Origin of the sequence: Kitasatospora cystarginea (assembly GCF_039533515.1) — a bacterium.
Taxonomy (GTDB): Bacteria; Actinomycetota; Actinomycetes; order Streptomycetales; family Streptomycetaceae; genus Kitasatospora; species Kitasatospora cystarginea.
Genome location: NZ_BAAATR010000003.1, coordinates 61,380 through 79,435, shown reverse-complemented (window position 1 = coordinate 79,435; position 18,056 = coordinate 61,380). Strand labels below are relative to the sequence as shown.

General features: G+C 68.1%; 29 protein-coding genes. All 29 read left to right on the top strand.

Annotated elements, in window-relative coordinates; genetic code table 11:
* Positions 1–35: 35 nt before the first annotated feature.
* A complete protein-coding gene (gene rfbB / locus ABD369_RS04225; protein WP_344634824.1) occupies positions 36–1,019 on the top strand; it encodes a dTDP-glucose 4,6-dehydratase in 984 nt (327 codons plus the stop codon).
* A complete protein-coding gene (rfbD, locus tag ABD369_RS04220) occupies positions 1,016–1,879 on the top strand; it encodes a dTDP-4-dehydrorhamnose reductase (RefSeq protein ID WP_344634823.1) in 864 nt (287 codons plus the stop codon). Before rfbB ends, rfbD begins: the two co-directional genes overlap by 4 nt.
* A gap of 159 nt (positions 1,880–2,038) precedes the next feature.
* Positions 2,039–2,404 carry a DUF2304 family protein gene (locus ABD369_RS04215; RefSeq protein ID WP_344634822.1) on the top strand — a complete coding sequence of 122 codons (366 nt, stop codon included), beginning with the start codon at positions 2,039–2,041 and terminating at the stop codon, positions 2,402–2,404.
* A complete protein-coding gene (locus ABD369_RS04210) occupies positions 2,401–3,204 on the top strand; it encodes a glycosyltransferase family 2 protein (protein ID WP_344634821.1) in 804 nt (267 codons plus the stop codon). The genes ABD369_RS04215 and ABD369_RS04210 overlap by 4 nt, the downstream gene beginning before the upstream one ends.
* The gene (locus ABD369_RS04205; RefSeq protein WP_344634820.1) at positions 3,205–4,089 is read left to right on the top strand and encodes a glycosyltransferase family 2 protein; all 885 of its coding nucleotides are present in this window, start codon (positions 3,205–3,207) and stop codon (positions 4,087–4,089) included.
* A gap of 57 nt (positions 4,090–4,146) precedes the next feature.
* Complete coding sequence (locus ABD369_RS04200) at positions 4,147–5,442, top strand: hypothetical protein (RefSeq protein WP_344634819.1); 1,296 nt, start codon at positions 4,147–4,149, stop codon at positions 5,440–5,442.
* Between the two features lie 475 nt (positions 5,443–5,917).
* Positions 5,918–6,226, top strand: a complete 309-nt coding sequence (rpsJ, locus tag ABD369_RS04195; RefSeq protein ID WP_012785157.1) for a 30S ribosomal protein S10 — start codon at positions 5,918–5,920, stop codon at positions 6,224–6,226.
* A 14-nt stretch (positions 6,227–6,240) separates the two neighbouring features.
* Positions 6,241–6,888 carry a 50S ribosomal protein L3 gene (rplC, locus tag ABD369_RS04190; RefSeq protein ID WP_344634818.1) on the top strand — a complete coding sequence of 216 codons (648 nt, stop codon included), beginning with the start codon at positions 6,241–6,243 and terminating at the stop codon, positions 6,886–6,888.
* Between the two features lie 4 nt (positions 6,889–6,892).
* A complete protein-coding gene (gene rplD / locus ABD369_RS04185; RefSeq protein WP_344634817.1) occupies positions 6,893–7,570 on the top strand; it encodes a 50S ribosomal protein L4 in 678 nt (225 codons plus the stop codon).
* Complete coding sequence (gene rplW / locus ABD369_RS04180; RefSeq protein WP_344634816.1) at positions 7,570–7,890, top strand: 50S ribosomal protein L23; 321 nt, start codon at positions 7,570–7,572, stop codon at positions 7,888–7,890. The genes rplD and rplW overlap by 1 nt, the downstream gene beginning before the upstream one ends.
* Positions 7,891–7,933: 43 nt before the next feature.
* Entirely contained in the window at positions 7,934–8,770 is an 837-nt protein-coding gene (gene rplB, locus ABD369_RS04175; RefSeq protein WP_344634815.1) for a 50S ribosomal protein L2, read from the top strand.
* An 11-nt stretch (positions 8,771–8,781) separates the two neighbouring features.
* Positions 8,782–9,063: a 30S ribosomal protein S19 gene (gene rpsS / locus ABD369_RS04170; protein WP_110670521.1), complete on the top strand. Its 282-nt coding sequence runs from the start codon at positions 8,782–8,784 to the stop codon at positions 9,061–9,063.
* A gap of 69 nt (positions 9,064–9,132) precedes the next feature.
* Complete coding sequence (rplV, locus tag ABD369_RS04165) at positions 9,133–9,480, top strand: 50S ribosomal protein L22 (protein ID WP_030232471.1); 348 nt, start codon at positions 9,133–9,135, stop codon at positions 9,478–9,480.
* Entirely contained in the window at positions 9,480–10,301 is an 822-nt protein-coding gene (gene rpsC, locus ABD369_RS04160; RefSeq protein ID WP_344634814.1) for a 30S ribosomal protein S3, read from the top strand. Before rplV ends, rpsC begins: the two co-directional genes overlap by 1 nt.
* 4 nt (positions 10,302–10,305) lie before the next feature.
* Positions 10,306–10,725: a 50S ribosomal protein L16 gene (rplP, locus tag ABD369_RS04155; RefSeq protein ID WP_344634813.1), complete on the top strand. Its 420-nt coding sequence runs from the start codon at positions 10,306–10,308 to the stop codon at positions 10,723–10,725.
* The gene (rpmC, locus tag ABD369_RS04150) at positions 10,725–10,949 is read left to right on the top strand and encodes a 50S ribosomal protein L29 (RefSeq protein ID WP_045305889.1); all 225 of its coding nucleotides are present in this window, start codon (positions 10,725–10,727) and stop codon (positions 10,947–10,949) included. The genes rplP and rpmC overlap by 1 nt, the downstream gene beginning before the upstream one ends.
* Complete coding sequence (rpsQ, locus tag ABD369_RS04145; protein ID WP_014136278.1) at positions 10,949–11,221, top strand: 30S ribosomal protein S17; 273 nt, start codon at positions 10,949–10,951, stop codon at positions 11,219–11,221. The genes rpmC and rpsQ overlap by 1 nt, the downstream gene beginning before the upstream one ends.
* Before the next feature lie 100 nt (positions 11,222–11,321).
* The gene (rplN, locus tag ABD369_RS04140) at positions 11,322–11,693 is read left to right on the top strand and encodes a 50S ribosomal protein L14 (RefSeq protein ID WP_030232481.1); all 372 of its coding nucleotides are present in this window, start codon (positions 11,322–11,324) and stop codon (positions 11,691–11,693) included.
* Between the two features lie 15 nt (positions 11,694–11,708).
* On the top strand, positions 11,709–12,020 hold the full coding sequence (rplX, locus tag ABD369_RS04135; protein WP_344635089.1) for a 50S ribosomal protein L24: 312 nt from the start codon (positions 11,709–11,711) through the stop codon (positions 12,018–12,020).
* A complete protein-coding gene (gene rplE, locus ABD369_RS04130; protein WP_344634812.1) occupies positions 12,020–12,589 on the top strand; it encodes a 50S ribosomal protein L5 in 570 nt (189 codons plus the stop codon). The genes rplX and rplE overlap by 1 nt, the downstream gene beginning before the upstream one ends.
* Before the next feature lie 4 nt (positions 12,590–12,593).
* Positions 12,594–12,779: a type Z 30S ribosomal protein S14 gene (locus tag ABD369_RS04125; RefSeq protein ID WP_344634811.1), complete on the top strand. Its 186-nt coding sequence runs from the start codon at positions 12,594–12,596 to the stop codon at positions 12,777–12,779.
* 267 nt (positions 12,780–13,046) lie between these two features.
* Positions 13,047–13,454, top strand: a complete 408-nt coding sequence (rpsH, locus tag ABD369_RS04120) for a 30S ribosomal protein S8 (RefSeq protein ID WP_344634810.1) — start codon at positions 13,047–13,049, stop codon at positions 13,452–13,454.
* Between the two features lie 22 nt (positions 13,455–13,476).
* Entirely contained in the window at positions 13,477–14,016 is a 540-nt protein-coding gene (gene rplF / locus ABD369_RS04115) for a 50S ribosomal protein L6 (RefSeq protein WP_344634809.1), read from the top strand.
* Between the two features lie 3 nt (positions 14,017–14,019).
* Complete coding sequence (gene rplR, locus ABD369_RS04110; RefSeq protein ID WP_344634808.1) at positions 14,020–14,403, top strand: 50S ribosomal protein L18; 384 nt, start codon at positions 14,020–14,022, stop codon at positions 14,401–14,403.
* A gap of 48 nt (positions 14,404–14,451) precedes the next feature.
* Positions 14,452–15,072, top strand: a complete 621-nt coding sequence (gene rpsE / locus ABD369_RS04105) for a 30S ribosomal protein S5 (protein ID WP_045305885.1) — start codon at positions 14,452–14,454, stop codon at positions 15,070–15,072.
* On the top strand, positions 15,072–15,254 hold the full coding sequence (gene rpmD / locus ABD369_RS04100; protein WP_030300409.1) for a 50S ribosomal protein L30: 183 nt from the start codon (positions 15,072–15,074) through the stop codon (positions 15,252–15,254). Before rpsE ends, rpmD begins: the two co-directional genes overlap by 1 nt.
* A gap of 1 nt (position 15,255) precedes the next feature.
* Positions 15,256–15,708 (top strand): 50S ribosomal protein L15, encoded by a 453-nt coding sequence (gene rplO / locus ABD369_RS04095; RefSeq protein WP_344634807.1) that lies wholly within the window; start codon positions 15,256–15,258, stop codon positions 15,706–15,708.
* Between the two features lie 267 nt (positions 15,709–15,975).
* A complete protein-coding gene (gene secY, locus ABD369_RS04090) occupies positions 15,976–17,283 on the top strand; it encodes a preprotein translocase subunit SecY (protein ID WP_344634806.1) in 1,308 nt (435 codons plus the stop codon).
* Positions 17,283–17,942 carry an adenylate kinase gene (locus ABD369_RS04085; protein WP_344634805.1) on the top strand — a complete coding sequence of 220 codons (660 nt, stop codon included), beginning with the start codon at positions 17,283–17,285 and terminating at the stop codon, positions 17,940–17,942. The genes secY and ABD369_RS04085 overlap by 1 nt, the downstream gene beginning before the upstream one ends.
* Positions 17,943–18,056 lie beyond the last annotated feature (114 nt).

Below are 18,056 nucleotides of genomic sequence, written 5' to 3'. Positions count from 1 at the left end.
GGCCGCTCCGTACCGGGAGGTAAGCTGCACGCACTATGCGCATCCTCGTAACCGGCGGTGCCGGGTTCATCGGTTCGGAGTTCGTCCGGTCGCAGCTCGGCGCGGACGGTGGGGTCAGGATCACCGTCCTCGACAAGCTCACCTACTCGGGCGTGGAGGCCAATCTGGCCCCGGTCGCCGGCCATCCGGGCTACACCTTCGTCAGGGGCGACATCTGCGACCCCGAGCTGGTCGACTCGGTGATGCCCGGTCATGACGCGGTGGTGCACTTCGCGGCCGAGTCCCATGTGGACCGGTCGATCGCCGGAGCCGGCCCGTTCGTGCGGACCAATGTGACTGGGACTCAAGTCCTGCTGGACGCCGCAAGGAAGCACGGAGTGGCGCGCTTCGTGCACGTCTCCACCGACGAGGTCTACGGCTCGATCCTCCAGGGCTCCTGGACGGAGGAGTGGCCGCTGGCCCCCAACTCCCCCTACTCCGCCTCGAAGGCGGGCAGCGACCTGCTGGCGCTGGCCTACCACCGGACCCACGGCATGGACGTGGTGGTCACCCGCTGCTCCAACAACTACGGGCACTACCAGTTCCCGGAGAAGGTCATCCCGCTGTTCACCACCAATCTGATCGACGGTCAGAAGGTGCCGCTGTACGGCGAAGGCACCAACATCCGTGACTGGCTGCACGTTTCGGACCACTGCCGGGGTATCGACCTGGTCCTGCGCGGCGGCCGGGCGGGCGAGGTCTACAACATCGGCGGCGGCACCGAGGTCACCAACAAGGAGCTGACCGGCCTGCTGCTGGAGGCGGTCGGTTGCGGTTGGGACATGGTCGAGCGGGTGCCCGACCGCAAGGGGCACGACCTGCGCTACTCGCTGGACATCAGCAAGATCCGTGCTGAGCTGGGGTACGAGCCGCAGGTCTCCTTCGCCGACGGGCTGGCCGCGACCATCGACTGGTACCGGGAGAACCGGGCCTGGTGGGAGCCGCTCAAGGCGGGCCTGGGGCCCGCGGTGACGGCGTGACCCGCTGGCTGGTGACCGGCGCGGGCGGGATGCTCGGCCGGGATCTGCTGGACGTGCTGTCCGGGGAGCAGGTCACCGCGCCCGACCGGGCCGCGCTCGACATCACCGACGCCGAGGCGGTCCGGGCCGCTGTGGCGGGGCACGACGTGGTGGTCAACTGCGCTGCGTGGACGGACGTGGACGGCGCCGAGAGCGCGGAGGACGCGGCAACCGCCGTGAACGGTACGGCGGTCGGACATCTGGCCCGGGCTTGCGCGGAGAGAGGGGCGCGGCTGCTGCAGGTGTCGACGGACTACGTGCTGCCGGGTGACGCCTCGCGGCCGTACACCGAGGACGCGGCGACCGGGCCGGTCAACGCGTACGGGCGCAGCAAGCTGGTGGGGGAGCACGCGGTCGCCCGGCTGCTGCCCGAGGCCGGGTACATCGTGCGGACCGCCTGGCTGTACGGGGAGCACGGGCGGAACTTCGTCGCCACGATGCTCTCGCTGGCCGCCCGGCAGGAGACCGTCCAGGTCGTCGACGACCAGTACGGGCAGCCCACCTGGTCCTACCAACTCGCACTTCGGCTGGCCGAGTTGGGTCGTTCGCGGAGTGCTCCGCCCGGGGTCTACCACGGCACCGCCTCGGGGCGGGCCAGCTGGTTCGAGCTGGCCCGCGCCGCGTTCGAACTGGCCGGGCTGGATCCCGAGCGGGTGCGTCCGACGGACTCGGCCGCGTTCCGCCGCCCGGCCGCCCGGCCGGGCTACAGCGTCCTCGGTCACGCCCGCTGGTCGGCGGCCGGGCTGCCCCCGCTGCCGCACTGGCGCGACTCGCTGACCGAGGCGATGGAGCAGGCGGCCTTCGGAGCGTTCAAGGGCTAGCTCAGGGGCTGGCTCCGGGGTGCGGGGAGCCCACTGCGAAGGACCGCGGGTGCCTTCGCGGGGCTCCCGGCGGTTTCACCCGTTCGCCGCGTCACCCCGCGGTGACGGCCGCCGTTCTCCTGGCAGGGACCGCCCTGGCCACGGAAGGCGTCAACCGCTGTGCAACTCTCGACCGTCACCTCGATCACCGGAATCGTGGTGCTGGCCTACATCCTGGAGCTCCTCCGCAGGCAGCAGCTGCGCGAGAAGTACGCGGCGATCTGGCTCTGCATCGGCCTGGTGGTGGCCCCGCTCGGCTTCTTCCCGTCGCTGCTGGACTCCACCGCCCGCAGTGTCGGAGTGGCCTCGGGGGTGAGCCTGGTGCTGTTCGCCGGGTTCGTCCTGGTGCTGCTGGTCAGCCTCCACCTCAGCTGGGAGGCCAGCCGACTGGAGGCCAGGACCCGCACGCTGGCGGAGGACATCGCGCTGATCCGCTCCCGGCTCACCGAGCTCCCCGGGCCCGGTGGCGAGGGGGACACCCGATGACCACCCCCGACGGCCGGCGCGTCCTGCTCATCCTCCCGGCCTGGAACGAGGCCGACGCGCTCTTGGCCGTACTCGGCGAGATCAAGCAGCAACTGCCGTACGTGGAAACCCTGGTGGTGGACGACGGCTCCACCGACCGGACCGCCGAGGTCGCCGCCGCGGCCGGCTCGGCGGTCGCCCGGCTGCCGTTCAACCTCGGGGTCGGCGGTGCGATGCGGCTCGGCTACCGGTACGCCCGCGAGCACGGCTACGACGTCGCGGTCCAGGTGGACGCGGACGGCCAGCACGACCCGTCCTACGTCCCCGCCCTGCTGGCCCGGCTCGACGAGGCCGACCTGGTGATCGGCGCCCGGTTCTGCGGCGAGGGCGAGTACCGGGTGCACGGCCCGAGGCGGTGGGCGATGGCACTGCTCTCGCTGATCCTCTCCAGGCTCACCCGCACCCGCCTCACCGACACCACCTCCGGATTCCGCGCCTGCAACCGACCGGTGATCGAGTTCTTCGCGCGCTGGTACCCCGTGGAGTACCTCGGCGACACCGTGGAGAGCCTGGTCGGCGCGGCCCGCTGCGGCTTCGCGGTCTGCCAGGTACCGGTGGCCATGCGGGCCCGTGCCGCCGGACGGCCGAGCGCTTCGCCGGTGAAGGCGATGATCTACCTGGTCCGCGCGGGTCTGGTGCTGCTGCTCGCGGTGATCCGGCGGATGCCCGCCGAGCTCAGGGAGCTTGCGCCCGGCTCCCCGGCCTACGAGGCCTACCTGGCGGAACAGTCGGCCCGCCGCTCACTGGCCACGGAGGGCTGAGTGCCGCGCTTCGAGATCACCCTGCCCTACTACGGCGACGTCGCCCTGATGCAGGACGCCGTCCGAAGCGTGCTCGCCCAGGACGGCGACGACTGGCGGCTCACCGTGGTGGACGACGGCCGGGAACCGGATGTCCCCGGGTGGTTCGAACGCCTCGCCGACCCCCGGGTCCGGTACTACCGGAACGAGCGGAACCTCGGCGTCACCGGCAACTTCAACCGCTGCGTCGAGCTGGCCGAGTACGAGTACCTGGTGCTGATGGGCAGCGATGACCTGATGCACCCCGACTACCTCTCCGTCGTCCGCCGGGCCGCCGAGCGGCAGCCCGGGGCCGCAATGATCCAGCCGGGCGTCCAGGTGATCGGCAGCGACGGACTCCCGTACGACACCCTCGCCGACCGCACCAAGCGACTGCTGTACGCCCCCAGGGGGCCCGAGCGCGCCGTGCTCGACGGCGAGCCGCTGGCCGTCAGCCTGCTGCGCGGCAACTGGCTCTACTTCCCGTCCGTCTGCTGGCGGACCGAGGCCGTGCGGCGCTTCGGCTTCCGCCCCGACCTCGGGGTGATCCAGGACCTCGCGCTGGTGATCGACCTGCTGGTGGCGGGGGAGCGCCTGGCCGTCACCCCGGAGGTCTGCTTCAAGTACCGGCGGCACGCGGCCAGCGAGTCCTCGGCCACCGCCTACACCGGGTGCCGCTTCGAGGAGGCCAAGCGCTTCTTCCGGGAGACCGCCGACCGGCTCACCGCCTTCGGCTGGCCGCACGCCGCCCGGGTCTCCCGCCGCCACCTCTCCTCCCGCCTGCACGCCCTCACCCTGCTGCCCGCCGCCACCCGCCACGCCGGCGCCCCGGGGGCGGCGGCGATGCTCCGGCACGTCTTCCGGTGACAGCTCGTGAGCTTCTCAACAGCCGCTGACAGCAAGGGAGTTGCGGTGGAGTCGCGGATGAGTCGGGCTGTCGCGCTGCGCGGCGCGCTGCCGCCGGGAACCCAGGCCGTGGCCGCCGGCACAGTGGTGCTCGGCGGGGCCTCCTACCTGCACCTCGCCCTCGCCGGGCACAGCCTGCCCACCCGGGACATGGCAGGCGTCTCGGTGCTCTGGACCATTCTCATGTCGGTCGGCATCGGCCTGTTCTTCCCGATCGAGCAGGAGCTCACCCGGATCGTCGCCGCCCGCGCGGTGCGCGGGCAGGGCGCGGGGCCGGTGCTGCGCCGCGCGGCGCTGCTCACCACCGGTGTACTCGTCCCCGTGCTCGGTCTGATGGCCGCAGCCGCCCGGCCGCTGGCCGGCCTGCTCTTCCATGGCGACCGCGCCCTGCTCGCGGCCCTCGGCGCCGCCTTCGCCGCGATGGCCTGCTGCTACCTGACCAGGGGCATCCTGGCCGGTCTCGGCCGCTTCGGCGCGTACGGAACCCAGCTCGGCCTCGACGGGTCGCTGAGAGTGCTGCTCGCCGTCGGCCTCGCCGTCGCCGGGCCGCACTCCGCGCTCGCGTTCAGCCTGGTCCTGACGGCTGCGCCGCTGCTCGCCCTGCTCGCCACCCTGCCGGTCACCGTCCGCGCGGCCCGGCCGGGGCCGCCGATCGGCTGGTCCCGCCTCCTGGGCGGTCTCGGTCTGTTGATCTGCTCGACGCTGCTCGCGCAGTGGATGGTCAGCGCCGCGGTGGTCAGCGTGCAGCTACTGGACGCGGCCGACGTCGACCTGATCGCCGCCCTGCTCAGCGCCCTGGTGCTGGCCCGGGTCCCGATCTTCGTCTTCGGCGCACTGCAGGCCTCCCTGCTCTCCGGGCTGGCCTCCTGGGCCGCGCAGGGGCAGCACGCCGCCTTCACCGCGTTGCTGCGCCGGGCCGCCCTGGCGGTCGCCCTGCTCTCGCTCGCCCTGGGCCTGCCCGCGCTCGCGCTCGGCCCCTGGCTGATCCGGCTGCTGTTCGCCGCCCCGTCCGTGCTGACCAGGGCGGACTTCCTCTGGCTGGCGCTGGGCACGTTCTGCTACCTGCTGGCGATGGTGCTCGGCCAGGGCCTGATCGTGTTGCACCGGCACCGCGTCCAGCTCGCCTGCTGGGCCCTGGGCACCGCCGTCCTGGTCGCAGTCACCCTGCTCCCTGGCGGACTGGCCACCCTGGTCTGCCTGGCGTACGCCGCCGGGACGGCCGCCACCGTCGCCGGGATGCTGCTGGGCCTGCTCCGCCGCCCCGGGGCGCCGGAGCGGGCTGGTGAGGCACCCCGGACGCTCGACGCGGTTTGACGGCCTGTGCCGCCTGGGTACTCTTCCGGACCCCGATTGGCGTTCCGGTGCACTCCTGTGGCAGTATGTCCAAGTTGCTCGGTTGAGTGCCGATGCTGCGCGCCTCCCGCCGGGAGGACCGGAAGCGAGTCCCATGTACTCGTCGTTCCCGTGATGGCCGTTCATGTGTTCACGTGCGGTATGTGAATGCAGTGGTGTGTAAGCGACACCGCGGCAGCTGCGGGGCGAAAGTACGGGAATCTTCCGGGAAGCGTGGGCGGGGCCTCGACCCGGCGCCTGGTGGGTGCAAGGCCTCACCGATCGAGAGCGAAATCCGAACAAGAAGGCATCTTGTCCGGTTTTTTGCAAGCGGAAGGGCGACACGCCCGACCGCGTGGGTCGGAGAAGCAGCCACCCGGAGGTGCCGCCGGACCAGTCCACCCGGACGAATCCGGTCGTGGAAGCAGCAGACGACACAAAGGACTACTGAGTAGCCATGGCGGGACAGAAGATCCGCATCCGGCTCAAGGCCTACGACCACGAGGTCATCGACTCCTCGGCGAAGAAGATCGTCGAGACGGTGATTCGTACTGGTGCGCAGGTCGCGGGCCCGGTGCCGCTGCCCACTGAGAAGAACGTGTACTGCGTCATCCGCTCGCCGCACAAGTACAAGGACTCGCGCGAGCACTTCGAGATGCGTACTCACAAGCGTCTGATCGACATCCTCGACCCCACGCCGAAGACGGTTGACTCGCTGATGCGTCTCGACCTGCCGGCCGGCGTCGACATCGAGATCAAGCTCTGAGAGGCGCACCGAAGATGGCTAAGCAGATTAAGGGCATCCTGGGCGAGAAGCTCGGCATGACCCAGGTCTGGGACGAGAACAACCGGGTCGTCCCGGTGACCGTCGTCAAGGCCGGGCCCAATGTCGTGACCCAGGTCCACACCGCCGACAGCCCGGCCGGCTACGACGCCGTCCAGATCGGCTTCGGCGAGATCGACCCCCGCAAGGTGAACAAGCCCCTCGCGGGCCACTTCGCCAAGGCCGGTGTCACCCCGCGCCGCCACCTGGTCGAGCTGCGTACCTCGGACGCCTCCGAGTACACCCTGGGCCAGGAGATCACCGCTGAGCTGTTCGAGGCGGGTGTCAAGGTCGACGTGACCGGCACCTCCAAGGGCAAGGGCTTCGCCGGTGTCATGAAGCGTCACAACTTCAAGGGCCTCGGCGCCGGTCACGGCACCCAGCGCAAGCACCGCTCGCCCGGTTCCATCGGTGGCTGCGCCACCCCGGGCCGCGTGTTCAAGGGCCTGCGCATGGCTGGTCGGATGGGCCACGAGCGTGTGACCACCCAGAACCTGACCGTGCACGCGGTCGACGCGGAGAAGGGCCTGCTGCTCATCAAGGGCGCAATCCCGGGTCCGAACGGCGGCCTCGTCCTCGTCCGCACCGCGGCGAAGGGGCTGTGAGGAAATGAGCACCATTGACATCCTGTCGCCGAACGGCGACAAGGCCGGCAGCATCGAGCTGCCCGCCGAGATCTTCGACGCCAAGGTCAGCGTTCCGCTGATGCACCAGGTCGTCGTGGCGCAGCTCGCTGCGGCCCGTCAGGGCACTCACAAGGTCAAGAACCGTGGCGAGGTCCGTGGTGGCGGCAAGAAGCCGTACCGCCAGAAGGGCACCGGCCGCGCCCGTCAGGGCTCGACCCGCGCGCCGCAGTTCGCCGGTGGTGGCGTCGTGCACGGTCCCGTGCCGCGTGACTACTCGCAGCGGACCCCGAAGAAGATGATCGCCGCCGCTCTGCGCGGTGCGCTCACCGACCGGGCCCGCCACGAGCGCATCCACGTGATCACCGCCGTGACCGCGACCGAGGCGCCGTCGACCAAGGCCGCCAAGGGCCTGTTCGGCAAGATCACCGAGCGCAAGAACGTCCTCCTGGTCGTCGAGCGCGAGGACGAGCTGGGCCTCAAGTCCGCTCGCAACCTGCCGAACGTCCACATCCTGGACGCCGGTCAGCTGAACACCTACGACGTGCTCGTCTCCGACGATGTGGTCTTCACCCAGGCCGCCTTCGAGCGCTTCGTGGCCGGTCCGGCCGCGTCCGCCAAGGCCGTTGCCGCTGAGGGCGAGCTCGAAGGGAGCGCCGCCTGATGAGCGACGTTACGAGCAAGACGTACACGGACCCCCGTGACGTCCTGGTGAAGCCGGTCATCTCCGAGAAGAGCTACGCGCTCCTCGACGAGAACAAGTACACGTTCATCGTGTCGCCGGGCGCCAACAAGACCCAGATCAAGCAGGCCGTCGAGGCGGTCTTCTCGGTCAAGGTCGAGGCGGTCAACACGATCAACCGGCAGGGCAAGCGCAAGCGCTCGCGCACCGGTTTCGGCAAGCGCAAGGACACCAAGCGCGCCATCGTGACCCTGGCCGAGGGCAACCGCATCGACATCTTCGGTGGTCCGGTCTCCGCCTGACGGAGAACGTGATCGTCGATAAGGACGAGGACGAGAGAAGCCAATGGGCATCCGCAAGTACAAGCCGACTACGCCGGGCCGTCGTGGCTCCAGCGTGGCCGACTTTGTCGAAATCACGCGGTCCACTCCGGAGAAGTCGCTGGTTCGCCCGCTGCACAGCAAGGGCGGCCGTAACAACACCGGTCGTGTCACCGTTCGCCACCAGGGTGGCGGTCACAAGCGCGCCTACCGCGTGATCGACTTCCGTCGTCACGACAAGGACGGCGTGCCGGCGAAGGTCGCTCACATCGAGTACGACCCGAACCGCACCGCGCGCATCGCGCTCCTGCACTACGCGGACGGCGAGAAGCGCTACATCATCGCCCCGCGCGGTGTTGCTCAGGGCGACCGGATCGAGAACGGTCCGGCTGCCGACATCAAGCCCGGCAACAACCTGCCGCTGCGCAACATCCCGGTCGGTACCACCATCCACGCGGTGGAGCTGCGTCCCGGTGGCGGTGCCAAGATGGCCCGCTCCGCCGGTTCCGGCATCCAGCTGCTCGCCCGTGAGGGTCGCATGGCGCACCTGCGCATGCCCTCCGGCGAGATCCGCCTGGTCGACGCGCGCTGCCGCGCCACCGTCGGCGAGGTCGGCAACGCCGAGCAGTCGAACATCAACTGGGGCAAGGCCGGCCGTATGCGCTGGAAGGGCGTCCGCCCGACCGTGCGTGGTGTCGCCATGAACCCGATCGACCACCCGCACGGTGGTGGTGAGGGTAAGACCTCTGGTGGTCGCCACCCGGTCTCGCCGTGGGGCCAGAAGGAGGGTCGTACCCGTCGCCCGAAGAAGGCGTCGGACGCTCTCATCGTGCGCCGCCGCAAGACCAACAAGAAGCGCTAGGAGCAGGTCAGATGCCGCGCAGTCTTAAGAAGGGCCCCTTCATCGACGGCCACCTCATCAAGAAGGTGGACGCTCAGAACGAAGCCGGTACCCAGAACGTCATCAAGACCTGGTCCCGTCGTTCCGTGATCTCCCCGAGCATGCTCGGTCACACGATCGCGGTTCACGATGGCCGCAAGCACGTCCCGGTGTTCGTCACCGAGTCGATGGTCGGCCACAAGCTCGGCGAGTTCGCTCCCACGCGCACCTTCAAGGGGCACGTGAAGGAAGACCGCAAGTCGAAGCGTCGCTAGTCCGACACTTCAAGCTTCGAGCTTGAGCGCCAGAACGACTAAGTGACTTACTCCATTAAGGGGACAACCATGGAAGCCAGGGCCCAGGCGCGGTACATCCGCGTCACGCCCATGAAGGCCCGCCGCGTGGTGGACCTCATCCGTGGCCTGAACGCCACGGAGGCCCAGGCCGTCCTGCGTTTCGCTCCGCAGGCCGCCACCGTGCCGGTCGGCAAGGTGCTGGACAGCGCCATTGCCAACGCCGCGCACAACTACAACCACTCCAACGTGGACGACCTCTACATCTCTGAGGCGTACGTTGACGAGGGCCCGACCCTGAAGCGGTTCCGTCCGCGCGCCCAGGGCCGTGCCTACCGGATCCGCAAGCGGACCAGCCACATCACCGTGGTCGTCAGCAGCAAGGAAGGGACCCGGTAATGGGCCAGAAGGTTAACCCGCACGGGTTCCGCCTCGGCATCAGCACGGACTTCAAGTCCCGCTGGTACGCCGACAAGCTGTACAAGGACTACGTCAAGGAAGACGTCGCCATTCGTCGCATGATGACGAAGGGCATGGAGCGCGCCGGCATCTCCAAGGTCGAGATCGAGCGCACCCGCGACCGCGTCCGCGTTGACATCCACACCGCCCGCCCCGGCATCGTCATCGGTCGCCGTGGCACCGAGGCCGACCGCATCCGCGGCGACCTCGAGAAGCTGACCGGCAAGCAGGTCCAGCTGAACATCCTCGAGGTCAAGAACCCCGAGCTGGACGCCCAGCTCGTGGCTCAGGGCGTCGCGGAGCAGCTGTCCTCCCGCGTCTCCTTCCGTCGTGCCATGCGCAAGTCGATGCAGGGCACCATGAAGTCCGGCGCCAAGGGCATCAAGGTCCAGTGCTCCGGTCGTCTCGGCGGCGCCGAGATGAGCCGTTCGGAGTTCTACCGCGAGGGTCGCGTGCCGCTGCACACCCTGCGTGCGAACGTCGACTACGGCTTCTTCGAGGCCAAGACCACCTTCGGCCGTATCGGCGTGAAGGTCTGGATCTACAAGGGCGACGTCAAGAACATCGCCGAGGTCCGCGCTGAGAACGCCGCTGCCCGCTCGGGCAACCGCCCGGCCCGTCCCGAGGGTGGTCGTCCCGCCCGCGGTGGCGAGCGCCGTGGTGGCGAGCGCGGTGGCCGCGGTCGTCGTCCCGCCGCCACCGAGGCTCCGGCCCAGGTGACCGAGGCGCCGGCTGCCGAGAACACCGGAACGGAGGCCTGACCCCATGCTGATCCCTCGTAGGGTCAAGCACCGCAAGCAGCACCACCCCAAGCGTGGTGGCGCCGCCAAGGGTGGCACCGAGCTGGCGTTCGGCCAGTACGGCATCCAGGCTGTGACCCCGGCTTACGTGACGAACCGTCAGATCGAGTCCGCTCGTATCGCGATCACCCGTCACATCCGTCGTGGTGGCAAGGTCTGGATCAACATCTACCCGGACCGCCCGCTCACCAAGAAGCCGGCCGAGACCCGCATGGGTTCCGGTAAGGGTTCGCCGGAGTGGTGGATCGCGAACGTGCACCCGGGTCGGGTCATGTTCGAGCTGTCGTACCCGAACGAGAAGGTGGCTCGCGAGGCGCTCACCCGCGCCGCGCACAAGCTGCCGATGAAGTGCCGGATCGTCCGGCGCGAGGACGGTGAGAGCTGATGTCGGCCGGCACCAAGGCTGCTGAGCTGCGCGAGCTGGACAACGAGGCCCTCGTTGCCAAGCTGCGCGAGGCCAAGGAGGAGCTGTTCAACCTCCGCTTCCAGGCGGCGACCGGGCAGCTCGACAACCACGGACGGCTCAAGCTCGTCCGTAAGGACATCGCGCGGATCTACACCCTGATGCGCGAGCGCGAGCTGGGCATCGAGACGGTGGAGAACGCCTGATGACTGAGAACACCAACGAGACGCGCGGTTTCCGCAAGACCCGTGAGGGTCTCGTCGTCAGCGACAAGATGGACAAGACCGTCGTCGTCGCCGTCGAGGACCGCGTCAAGCACGCTCTGTACGGCAAGGTCATCCGCCGTACGAACAAGCTGAAGGCGCACGACGAGCAGAACGCGTGCGGCGTGGGCGACCGGGTTCTCCTGATGGAGACCCGCCCGCTGTCCGCGACGAAGCGCTGGCGCGTCGTCGAGATCCTCGAGAAGGCCAAGTAACGAAGTCGATGCGGTACGGCCGTATGTGCAACGGGTCCCCAGGGACGCCGGTGTGAGCAGCGGCCGGCCCGTCAACTCTCGTTGACGATCAGGAGTAACTGTGATCCAGCAGGAGTCGCGACTGCGTGTCGCCGACAACACGGGTGCCAAGGAGATCCTCTGCATCCGCGTTCTCGGTGGCTCCGGTCGCCGCTACGCCGGTATCGGGGACGTCATCGTCGCGACCGTCAAGGACGCGATCCCCGGTGGTTCGGTGAAGAAGGGTGACGTCGTCAAGTGCGTCGTCGTCCGCACCGTGAAGGAGCGCCGTCGTCCGGACGGTTCCTACATCCGGTTCGACGAGAACGCCGCCGTCGTCCTCAAGAACACCGAGGGTGACCCCCGTGGTACCCGCATCTTCGGCCCCGTGGGCCGCGAGCTGCGTGACAAGAAGTTCATGAAGATCATCTCGCTGGCGCCGGAGGTGCTCTAACCCATGGCGAACAGCATGAAGATCAAGAAGGGTGACCTGGTTCAGGTCATCACCGGCAAGGACAAGGGCAAGCAGGGCAAGGTCATCAAGGCCATGCCGGCTGAGCAGAAGGTCCTGGTCGAGGGTGTGAACCGGGTCAAGAAGCACACCAAGCCGGGCCCGGGCACTCAGGGTGGCATCGTCACCGTCGAGGCCCCGGTGCACGTCTCCAACGTCCAGCTGGTCGTGGAGAAGGACGGCAAGAAGGTCGTCACCCGCGTTGGGTACCGCTTCGACGACGAGGGCAACAAGATCCGTGTTGCCAAGCGAACCGGTGAGGACATCTGATGTCTGAGACGACTGTTGAGAAGGTGACCCCGCGTCTCAAGGAGCGTTACAACTCCGAGATCAAGGGTCAGCTGCAGGAGCAGTTCAAGTACGAGAACGTCATGCTGACCCCCGGCCTGGTCAAGGTCGTGGTCAACATGGGTGTCGGCGAGGCTGCCCGTGACAGCAAGCTGATCGAGGGCGCGATCCGCGACCTGACCGCGATCACCGGTCAGAAGCCGGCCGTGACCAAGGCTCGCAAGTCCATCGCGCAGTTCAAGCTGCGCGAGGGCCAGCCGATCGGCACCCACGTCACCCTCCGTGGTGACCGCATGTGGGAGTTCCTGGACCGTCTGGTTTCGCTGGCTCTGCCGCGTATCCGTGACTTCCGCGGTCTCTCCCCCAAGCAGTTCGACGGCCGTGGCAACTACACCTTCGGTCTGACCGAGCAGGTTATGTTCCACGAGATCGACCAGGACAAGGTCGACCGTCAGCGCGGTATGGACATCACCGTCGTGACCACCGCTCAGACCGACGACGAGGGCCGGGCGCTGCTGCGCGCTCTGGGCTTCCCGTTCAAGGAGGCGTGAGCCAATGGCGAAGAAGTCCCTGATCGCTAAGTCCGAGCGCAAGCCGAAGTTCGCTGTCCGGGCCTACACCCGCTGCCAGCGCTGCGGCCGCCCGCACTCGGTGTACCGCAAGTTCGGCCTGTGCCGTGTGTGCCTCCGTGAGATGGCCCACCGCGGCGAGCTGCCGGGCGTGACCAAGAGCTCCTGGTAATCAACTGCCGTTAGCTCTGGGCATTAGGCGAAGCAGAGGTGCCCGGCCTCCCACTTTTGGGCTTCCGTTAGGAATCCCGTAAGGTGGTGGGGTCGGGCCCCCTGCCGCGGCATTCCCCATGGATGCTCGCGGCTCTCTTGTGAGGGCTCGCAACCCAGTCTTACTACGTCGCAGGTCCCCTGCGCTTGTGCCCCTCCCGCACTCCCACCGAGTGCGGGAGGGGGACCTGGTGCGGAGAAACCACGGCGAGAGAGGCCTGAGGCCACCATGACCATGACCGACCCGATCGCAGACATGCTCACGCGTCTGCGTAACGCGAACTCGGCGTACCACGACACCGTCGTGATGCCGTCGAGCAAGATCAAGGCGCACGTCGCCGAGATCCTGCAGCAGGAGGGTTACATCTCCTCCTACAAGGTTGAGGAGCCCGCGGAGGGCGAGGTCGGCAAGAAGCTGACCGTCGAGCTCAAGTTCGGCCCCAACCGTGAGCGCTCCATCGCCGGCATCAAGCGCATCAGCAAGCCGGGTCTGCGTGTTTACGCAAAGTCCACCAACCTGCCGAAGGTTCTCGGCGGCCTGGGCGTGGCGATCATCTCCACGTCGTCCGGCCTCCTGACCGACAAGCAGGCTGCCAAGAAGGGCGTAGGCGGAGAAGTTCTCGCCTACGTCTGGTAATTCGGGAAACGGAGGTACAGCAATGTCGCGCATTGGACGGCTGCCCATCCCGGTTCCCGCCGGCGTGGACGTCACCATCGATGGCCAGACGGTCTCGGTGAAGGGCCCCAAGGGCTCCCTCACCCACGTCGTCGCCGCGCCGATCGAGATCGGCAAGGGCGAGGACGGCACTGTGCTCGTCACCCGCCCGAACGACGAGCGTATGTCGAAGGCCCTGCACGGCCTGACCCGCACGCTGGTGGCGAACATGATCACCGGCGTGACCGCGGGCTACCGCAAGTCGCTGGAGATCAGCGGTGTTGGTTACCGTGTCGCGGCGAAGGGCTCCAACATGGAGTTCTCGCTCGGCTACAGCCACCCGATCCTGGTCGAGGCCCCGGAGGGCATCTCCTTCGTCGTCGAGTCGCCCACCAAGTTCCACGTGGACGGCATCGACAAGCAGAAGGTCGGCGAGGTCGCTGCCAAGATCCGCAAGCTGCGCAAGCCCGACCCGTACAAGGCCAAGGGCGTCAAGTACGCGGGCGAGGTCATCCGCCGCAAGGTCGGAAAGAGTGGTAAGTAAGCGATGAGCGTCTCTGTCAAGATCGGCAAGGGTAACGCCTACAAGAGCGCCGCTCGCAAGCGCCGCGCGATCCGCGTTCGCAAGCGCGTCGTCGGCACCGAGGTGCGTCCGCGCCTCGTTGTGACGCGCTCGAACCGCCACATGGTCGCCCAGGTCATCGACGACGCCAAGGGTCACACCCTGGCGTCGGCGTCCACCCTCGACGTGTCCATCAAGGGCACCGAGGGCGACAAGACCGAGCTGGCCAAGAAGGTCGGGAGCCTGGTCGCCGAGCGCGCCAAGGCCGCCGGCATCGAGGCGGTCGTCTTCGACCGCGCGGGCAACCGGTACGCCGGCCGCATCGCCGCCCTGGCGGACGCGGCCCGTGAGGCCGGGCTCGACTTCTAAGCCGCTCGTCGGCTCTGTCGACGGACGTAAACGAGAGAGGTAATTCCAATGGCTGGACCCCAGCGCCGCGGCAGCGGCGCCGGCGGCGGCACCGGCGGCGAGCGGCGCGACCGTAAGCGTGACGACCGGGGCGCTGCCCAGGTTGTCGAGAAGACCGCTTACGTCGAGCGCGTCGTCGCGATCAACCGTGTCGCCAAGGTTGTCAAGGGTGGTCGTCGCTTCAGCTTCACCGCGCTGGTCGTGGTGGGCGACGGTGACGGCACCGTGGGTGTCGGTTACGGGAAGGCGAAGGAGGTTCCGGCCGCCATCGCCAAGGGCGTTGAGGAGGCCAAGAAGAACTTCTTCAAGGTTCCCCGCATCCAGGGCACCATCCCGCACCCCATCCAGGGCGAGAAGGCCGCCGGCGTCGTGCTGCTGAAGCCGGCGTCCCCCGGTACCGGTGTTATCGCCGGTGGTCCGGTGCGTGCCGTCCTGGAGTGCGCCGGCGTTCACGACATCCTGTCGAAGTCGCTCGGCTCGGACAACGCGATCAACATCGTGCACGCCACCGTGGCTGCTCTGAAGGGCCTCGTCCGCCCCGAGGAGATCGCCGCCCGTCGTGGCCTGCCGCTGGAGGACGTCGCTCCCGCCGCTCTGCTGCGGGCTCGTGCTGCCGGGGTGAGCGCCTGATGGCTCGCCTGAAGATCACGCAGACCAAGTCCTACATCGGCAGCAAGCAGAACCACCGCGAGACGCTGCGCTCGCTGGGTCTGAAGCGCATGCACGATGTGGTCGTCAAGGAGGACCGTCCCGAGATCCGCGGGATGGCCCAGACCGTGCGTCACCTCGTCACGGTCGAGGAGGTGGACTGACATGGCGGACTCGCCGATCAAGATCCACAACCTGCGTCCCGCCCCGGGTGCCAAGACCGACAAGATCCGTGTCGGTCGTGGTGAAGGCTCCAAGGGTAAGACCGCCGGTCGTGGTACCAAGGGCACCAAGGCCCGCTACCAGGTTCCGCAGCGCTTCGAGGGTGGCCAGATGCCGCTCCACATGCGCCTGCCGAAGCTGAAGGGCTTCAAGAACCCGGCCCACAAGCAGTTCCAGGTCGTGAACCTGGACAAGCTGGCCGAGCTCTACCCGCAGGGTGGCGAGGTCACCGTCGCCGGCCTGGTCGAGAAGGGCGCCGTTCGCAAGAACGAGCTCGTCAAGGTCCTGGGCCAGGGCGAGATCTCCGTGGCGCTGCAGGTGACGGTCGACGCCGTCTCCGCCTCGGCCGCCGAGAAGATCGCCGCCGCGGGCGGCACCGTGACCGAGCTCATCTGAGACCGGTGACTCACGGGCCCGGTACCTCCCGAAAGGGAGGTACCGGGCCCGTTCTCTTTGTGTGTCAAATACGGGCATCCCGTACCCCATAAGTAGGGGAGCGGCCACATCTGCTTTTTCCGAGTGGCCACACACTGTTAGAGTCCGTGGAGTTCCCTTGTACGCTGGCGCGAGCTTTGCCTGCGCCAGCCGCCGAGGGGATTGTTCATCTCCCCCCATCAGGACCGACCCTCCCGCCGACAGCGCGCGGGAGGCGCAGGAGGCACCGTGCTCAGTGCGTTCGCGCGGGCGTTCCAGACGCCCGACCTGCGCAAAAAGCTGCTGTTCACGCTGGGCATCATGGTGCTGTTCCGGCTGGGCGCACACATCCCCGTGCCGGGCGTCAACTTCGTCGCGGTCAACCAGTGCTACAAGCAGACCACCTCGGGTCTGTTCGGCCTGGTCAACCTCTTCAGCGGTGGAGCTCTGCTCCAGCTGACGATCTTCGCGCTCGGCATCATGCCGTACATCACGGCCAGCATCATCCTCCAGCTCCTCACCGTGGTGATCCCGCGGCTCGAGGCGCTGAAGAAGGAGGGCCAGGCCGGCACCGCGAAGATCACCCAGTACACCCGCTACCTGACCATCGCGCTGGCCGTGCTGCAGGGCACCGGCATCGTGGCGACGGCCTCCAGCGGCGCGCTTTTCCCGGGCTGCCCGCTCGCCAACCAGATCGTGCCGGACCAGTCGGTCTTCCGGATCGCCGTCATGGTCATCACCATGGCCGCCGGCACCACCGTGATCATGTGGCTGGGTGAGCTGATCACCGACCGTGGTATCGGCAACGGCATGTCCATCCTGATCTTCACTTCCATCGCGGCCGGTTTCCCGGGCTCGATGTGGGCGATCAAGCAGTCGGGCAAGCTGTTCGGCGGCTGGGGCGAGTTCTTCAGCGTCATCGCCGTGGGCATCGTCGTCGTGGTCCTGGTGATCTTCGTCGAGCAGGCCCAGCGCCGGATTCCGGTTCAGTACGCCAAGCGAATGATCGGCCGCCGGGCTTTCGGCGGCACCTCGACCTACATCCCGTTGAAGGTGAACCAGGCTGGTGTCATCCCGGTCATCTTCGCCTCGTCGCTGCTCTACATTCCGGCGCTGGTGGTCCAGCTGACCAACAGCCAGGCGGGTTGGGCGACCTGGATCCGGACGAACTTCGTCAAGGGTGACCACCCGATCTACATGGTCACGTACTTCGTACTGATCGTGTTCTTCGCCTTCTTCTACGTCGCCATCTCCTTCAACCCCGAAGAAGTTGCCGACAACATGAAGAAGTATGGTGGGTTCATCCCGGGTATCCGGGCCGGCCGTCCGACGGCCGAGTACCTTAACTACGTGCTGACCCGTATCACGTGGCCGGGTGCGCTCTACCTGGGCCTGATCGCGTTGATCCCGATGATCGCCCTGGTCGCCTTCGGACAGCAGACCAACTTCCCGTTCGGCGGCACCAGCGTCCTCATCGTCGTCGGCGTCGGACTCGAAACTGTCAAGCAGATCGAGAGCCAGCTCCAGCAGCGTAATTACGAAGGGTTCCTCCGCTGATGCGTATCGTCCTCGTCGGACCTCCCGGGGCCGGGAAGGGTACTCAGGCGCACGTGCTCGCCAAGACCCTGTCCATCCCCCACATCTCCACCGGTGACCTGTTCCGCGCCAACATCAGCCAGGGCACCCCGCTGGGGCTCGAGGCCAAGGCGTACATGGACGAGGGCCGGCTCGTGCCGGACGAGGTCACCATCGGCATGGCCAAGGACCGGATGCTGCAGCCGGACGCCGCCGACGGCTTCCTGCTGGACGGCTTCCCGCGGAACCTGGGCCAGGCCAAGGCGCTGGACGAGTTCCTGACCGAGCAGGGCATCGCGCTGGACGGCGTGCTCGACCTGGAGGTCCCCGAGGACGAGGTCGTCAAGCGGATCGCCGGCCGCCGGCTGTGCCGCAAGGACGGCGCCCACGTGTTCCACGTGGCCTACAACGCGCCGGCCGTCGAGGGCGTGTGCGACGAGTGCGGTGGCGAGCTCTACCAGCGCTCGGACGACACCGAGGAGGCCGTCCGGGTCCGCCTGGAGGAGTACCACTCCAAGACCGAGCCGATCATCGGCTACTACGCGGACCAGGGCCTCCTGGTGACCATCTCGGCGCTGGGCAAGGTGGACGAGGTGACCGAGCGCGCGGTCGCCGCCCTGGAGCAGAAGAAGAACGGCTGACCGTTCGCAACGGTCCGTACGGCCGCGGAGCCCCTGGTGGGGAACCGCGGCCGTACGGCGTCGTACGGTGGTATGAGTGCACGGCCGCCCGGCAAGGACCGGGCGCGCGACGAA

What these genes read in the sequence shown, in the direction of transcription:
- rfbB (WP_344634824.1), top strand. Translation starts at nt 36, where the DNA reads ATGCGCATCCTCGTAACCGGCGGTGCCGGGTTCATCGGTTCGGAGTTC.
- ABD369_RS04210 (WP_344634821.1), top strand. Translation starts at nt 2,401, where the DNA reads ATGACCACCCCCGACGGCCGGCGCGTCCTGCTCATCCTCCCGGCCTGG.
- ABD369_RS04200 (WP_344634819.1), top strand. Translation starts at nt 4,147, where the DNA reads ATGAGTCGGGCTGTCGCGCTGCGCGGCGCGCTGCCGCCGGGAACCCAG.
- rpsJ (WP_012785157.1), top strand. Translation starts at nt 5,918, where the DNA reads ATGGCGGGACAGAAGATCCGCATCCGGCTCAAGGCCTACGACCACGAG.
- rplC (WP_344634818.1), top strand. Translation starts at nt 6,241, where the DNA reads ATGGCTAAGCAGATTAAGGGCATCCTGGGCGAGAAGCTCGGCATGACC.
- rplD (WP_344634817.1), top strand. Translation starts at nt 6,893, where the DNA reads ATGAGCACCATTGACATCCTGTCGCCGAACGGCGACAAGGCCGGCAGC.
- rplW (WP_344634816.1), top strand. Translation starts at nt 7,570, where the DNA reads ATGAGCGACGTTACGAGCAAGACGTACACGGACCCCCGTGACGTCCTG.
- rplB (WP_344634815.1), top strand. Translation starts at nt 7,934, where the DNA reads ATGGGCATCCGCAAGTACAAGCCGACTACGCCGGGCCGTCGTGGCTCC.
- rpsS (WP_110670521.1), top strand. Translation starts at nt 8,782, where the DNA reads ATGCCGCGCAGTCTTAAGAAGGGCCCCTTCATCGACGGCCACCTCATC.
- rplV (WP_030232471.1), top strand. Translation starts at nt 9,133, where the DNA reads ATGGAAGCCAGGGCCCAGGCGCGGTACATCCGCGTCACGCCCATGAAG.
- rpsC (WP_344634814.1), top strand. Translation starts at nt 9,480, where the DNA reads ATGGGCCAGAAGGTTAACCCGCACGGGTTCCGCCTCGGCATCAGCACG.
- rplP (WP_344634813.1), top strand. Translation starts at nt 10,306, where the DNA reads ATGCTGATCCCTCGTAGGGTCAAGCACCGCAAGCAGCACCACCCCAAG.
- rpmC (WP_045305889.1), top strand. Translation starts at nt 10,725, where the DNA reads ATGTCGGCCGGCACCAAGGCTGCTGAGCTGCGCGAGCTGGACAACGAG.
- rpsQ (WP_014136278.1), top strand. Translation starts at nt 10,949, where the DNA reads ATGACTGAGAACACCAACGAGACGCGCGGTTTCCGCAAGACCCGTGAG.
- rplX (WP_344635089.1), top strand. Translation starts at nt 11,709, where the DNA reads ATGAAGATCAAGAAGGGTGACCTGGTTCAGGTCATCACCGGCAAGGAC.
- rplE (WP_344634812.1), top strand. Translation starts at nt 12,020, where the DNA reads ATGTCTGAGACGACTGTTGAGAAGGTGACCCCGCGTCTCAAGGAGCGT.
- ABD369_RS04125 (WP_344634811.1), top strand. Translation starts at nt 12,594, where the DNA reads ATGGCGAAGAAGTCCCTGATCGCTAAGTCCGAGCGCAAGCCGAAGTTC.
- rpsH (WP_344634810.1), top strand. Translation starts at nt 13,047, where the DNA reads ATGACCATGACCGACCCGATCGCAGACATGCTCACGCGTCTGCGTAAC.
- rplF (WP_344634809.1), top strand. Translation starts at nt 13,477, where the DNA reads ATGTCGCGCATTGGACGGCTGCCCATCCCGGTTCCCGCCGGCGTGGAC.
- rplR (WP_344634808.1), top strand. Translation starts at nt 14,020, where the DNA reads ATGAGCGTCTCTGTCAAGATCGGCAAGGGTAACGCCTACAAGAGCGCC.
- rpsE (WP_045305885.1), top strand. Translation starts at nt 14,452, where the DNA reads ATGGCTGGACCCCAGCGCCGCGGCAGCGGCGCCGGCGGCGGCACCGGC.
- rpmD (WP_030300409.1), top strand. Translation starts at nt 15,072, where the DNA reads ATGGCTCGCCTGAAGATCACGCAGACCAAGTCCTACATCGGCAGCAAG.
- rplO (WP_344634807.1), top strand. Translation starts at nt 15,256, where the DNA reads ATGGCGGACTCGCCGATCAAGATCCACAACCTGCGTCCCGCCCCGGGT.
- ABD369_RS04085 (WP_344634805.1), top strand. Translation starts at nt 17,283, where the DNA reads ATGCGTATCGTCCTCGTCGGACCTCCCGGGGCCGGGAAGGGTACTCAG.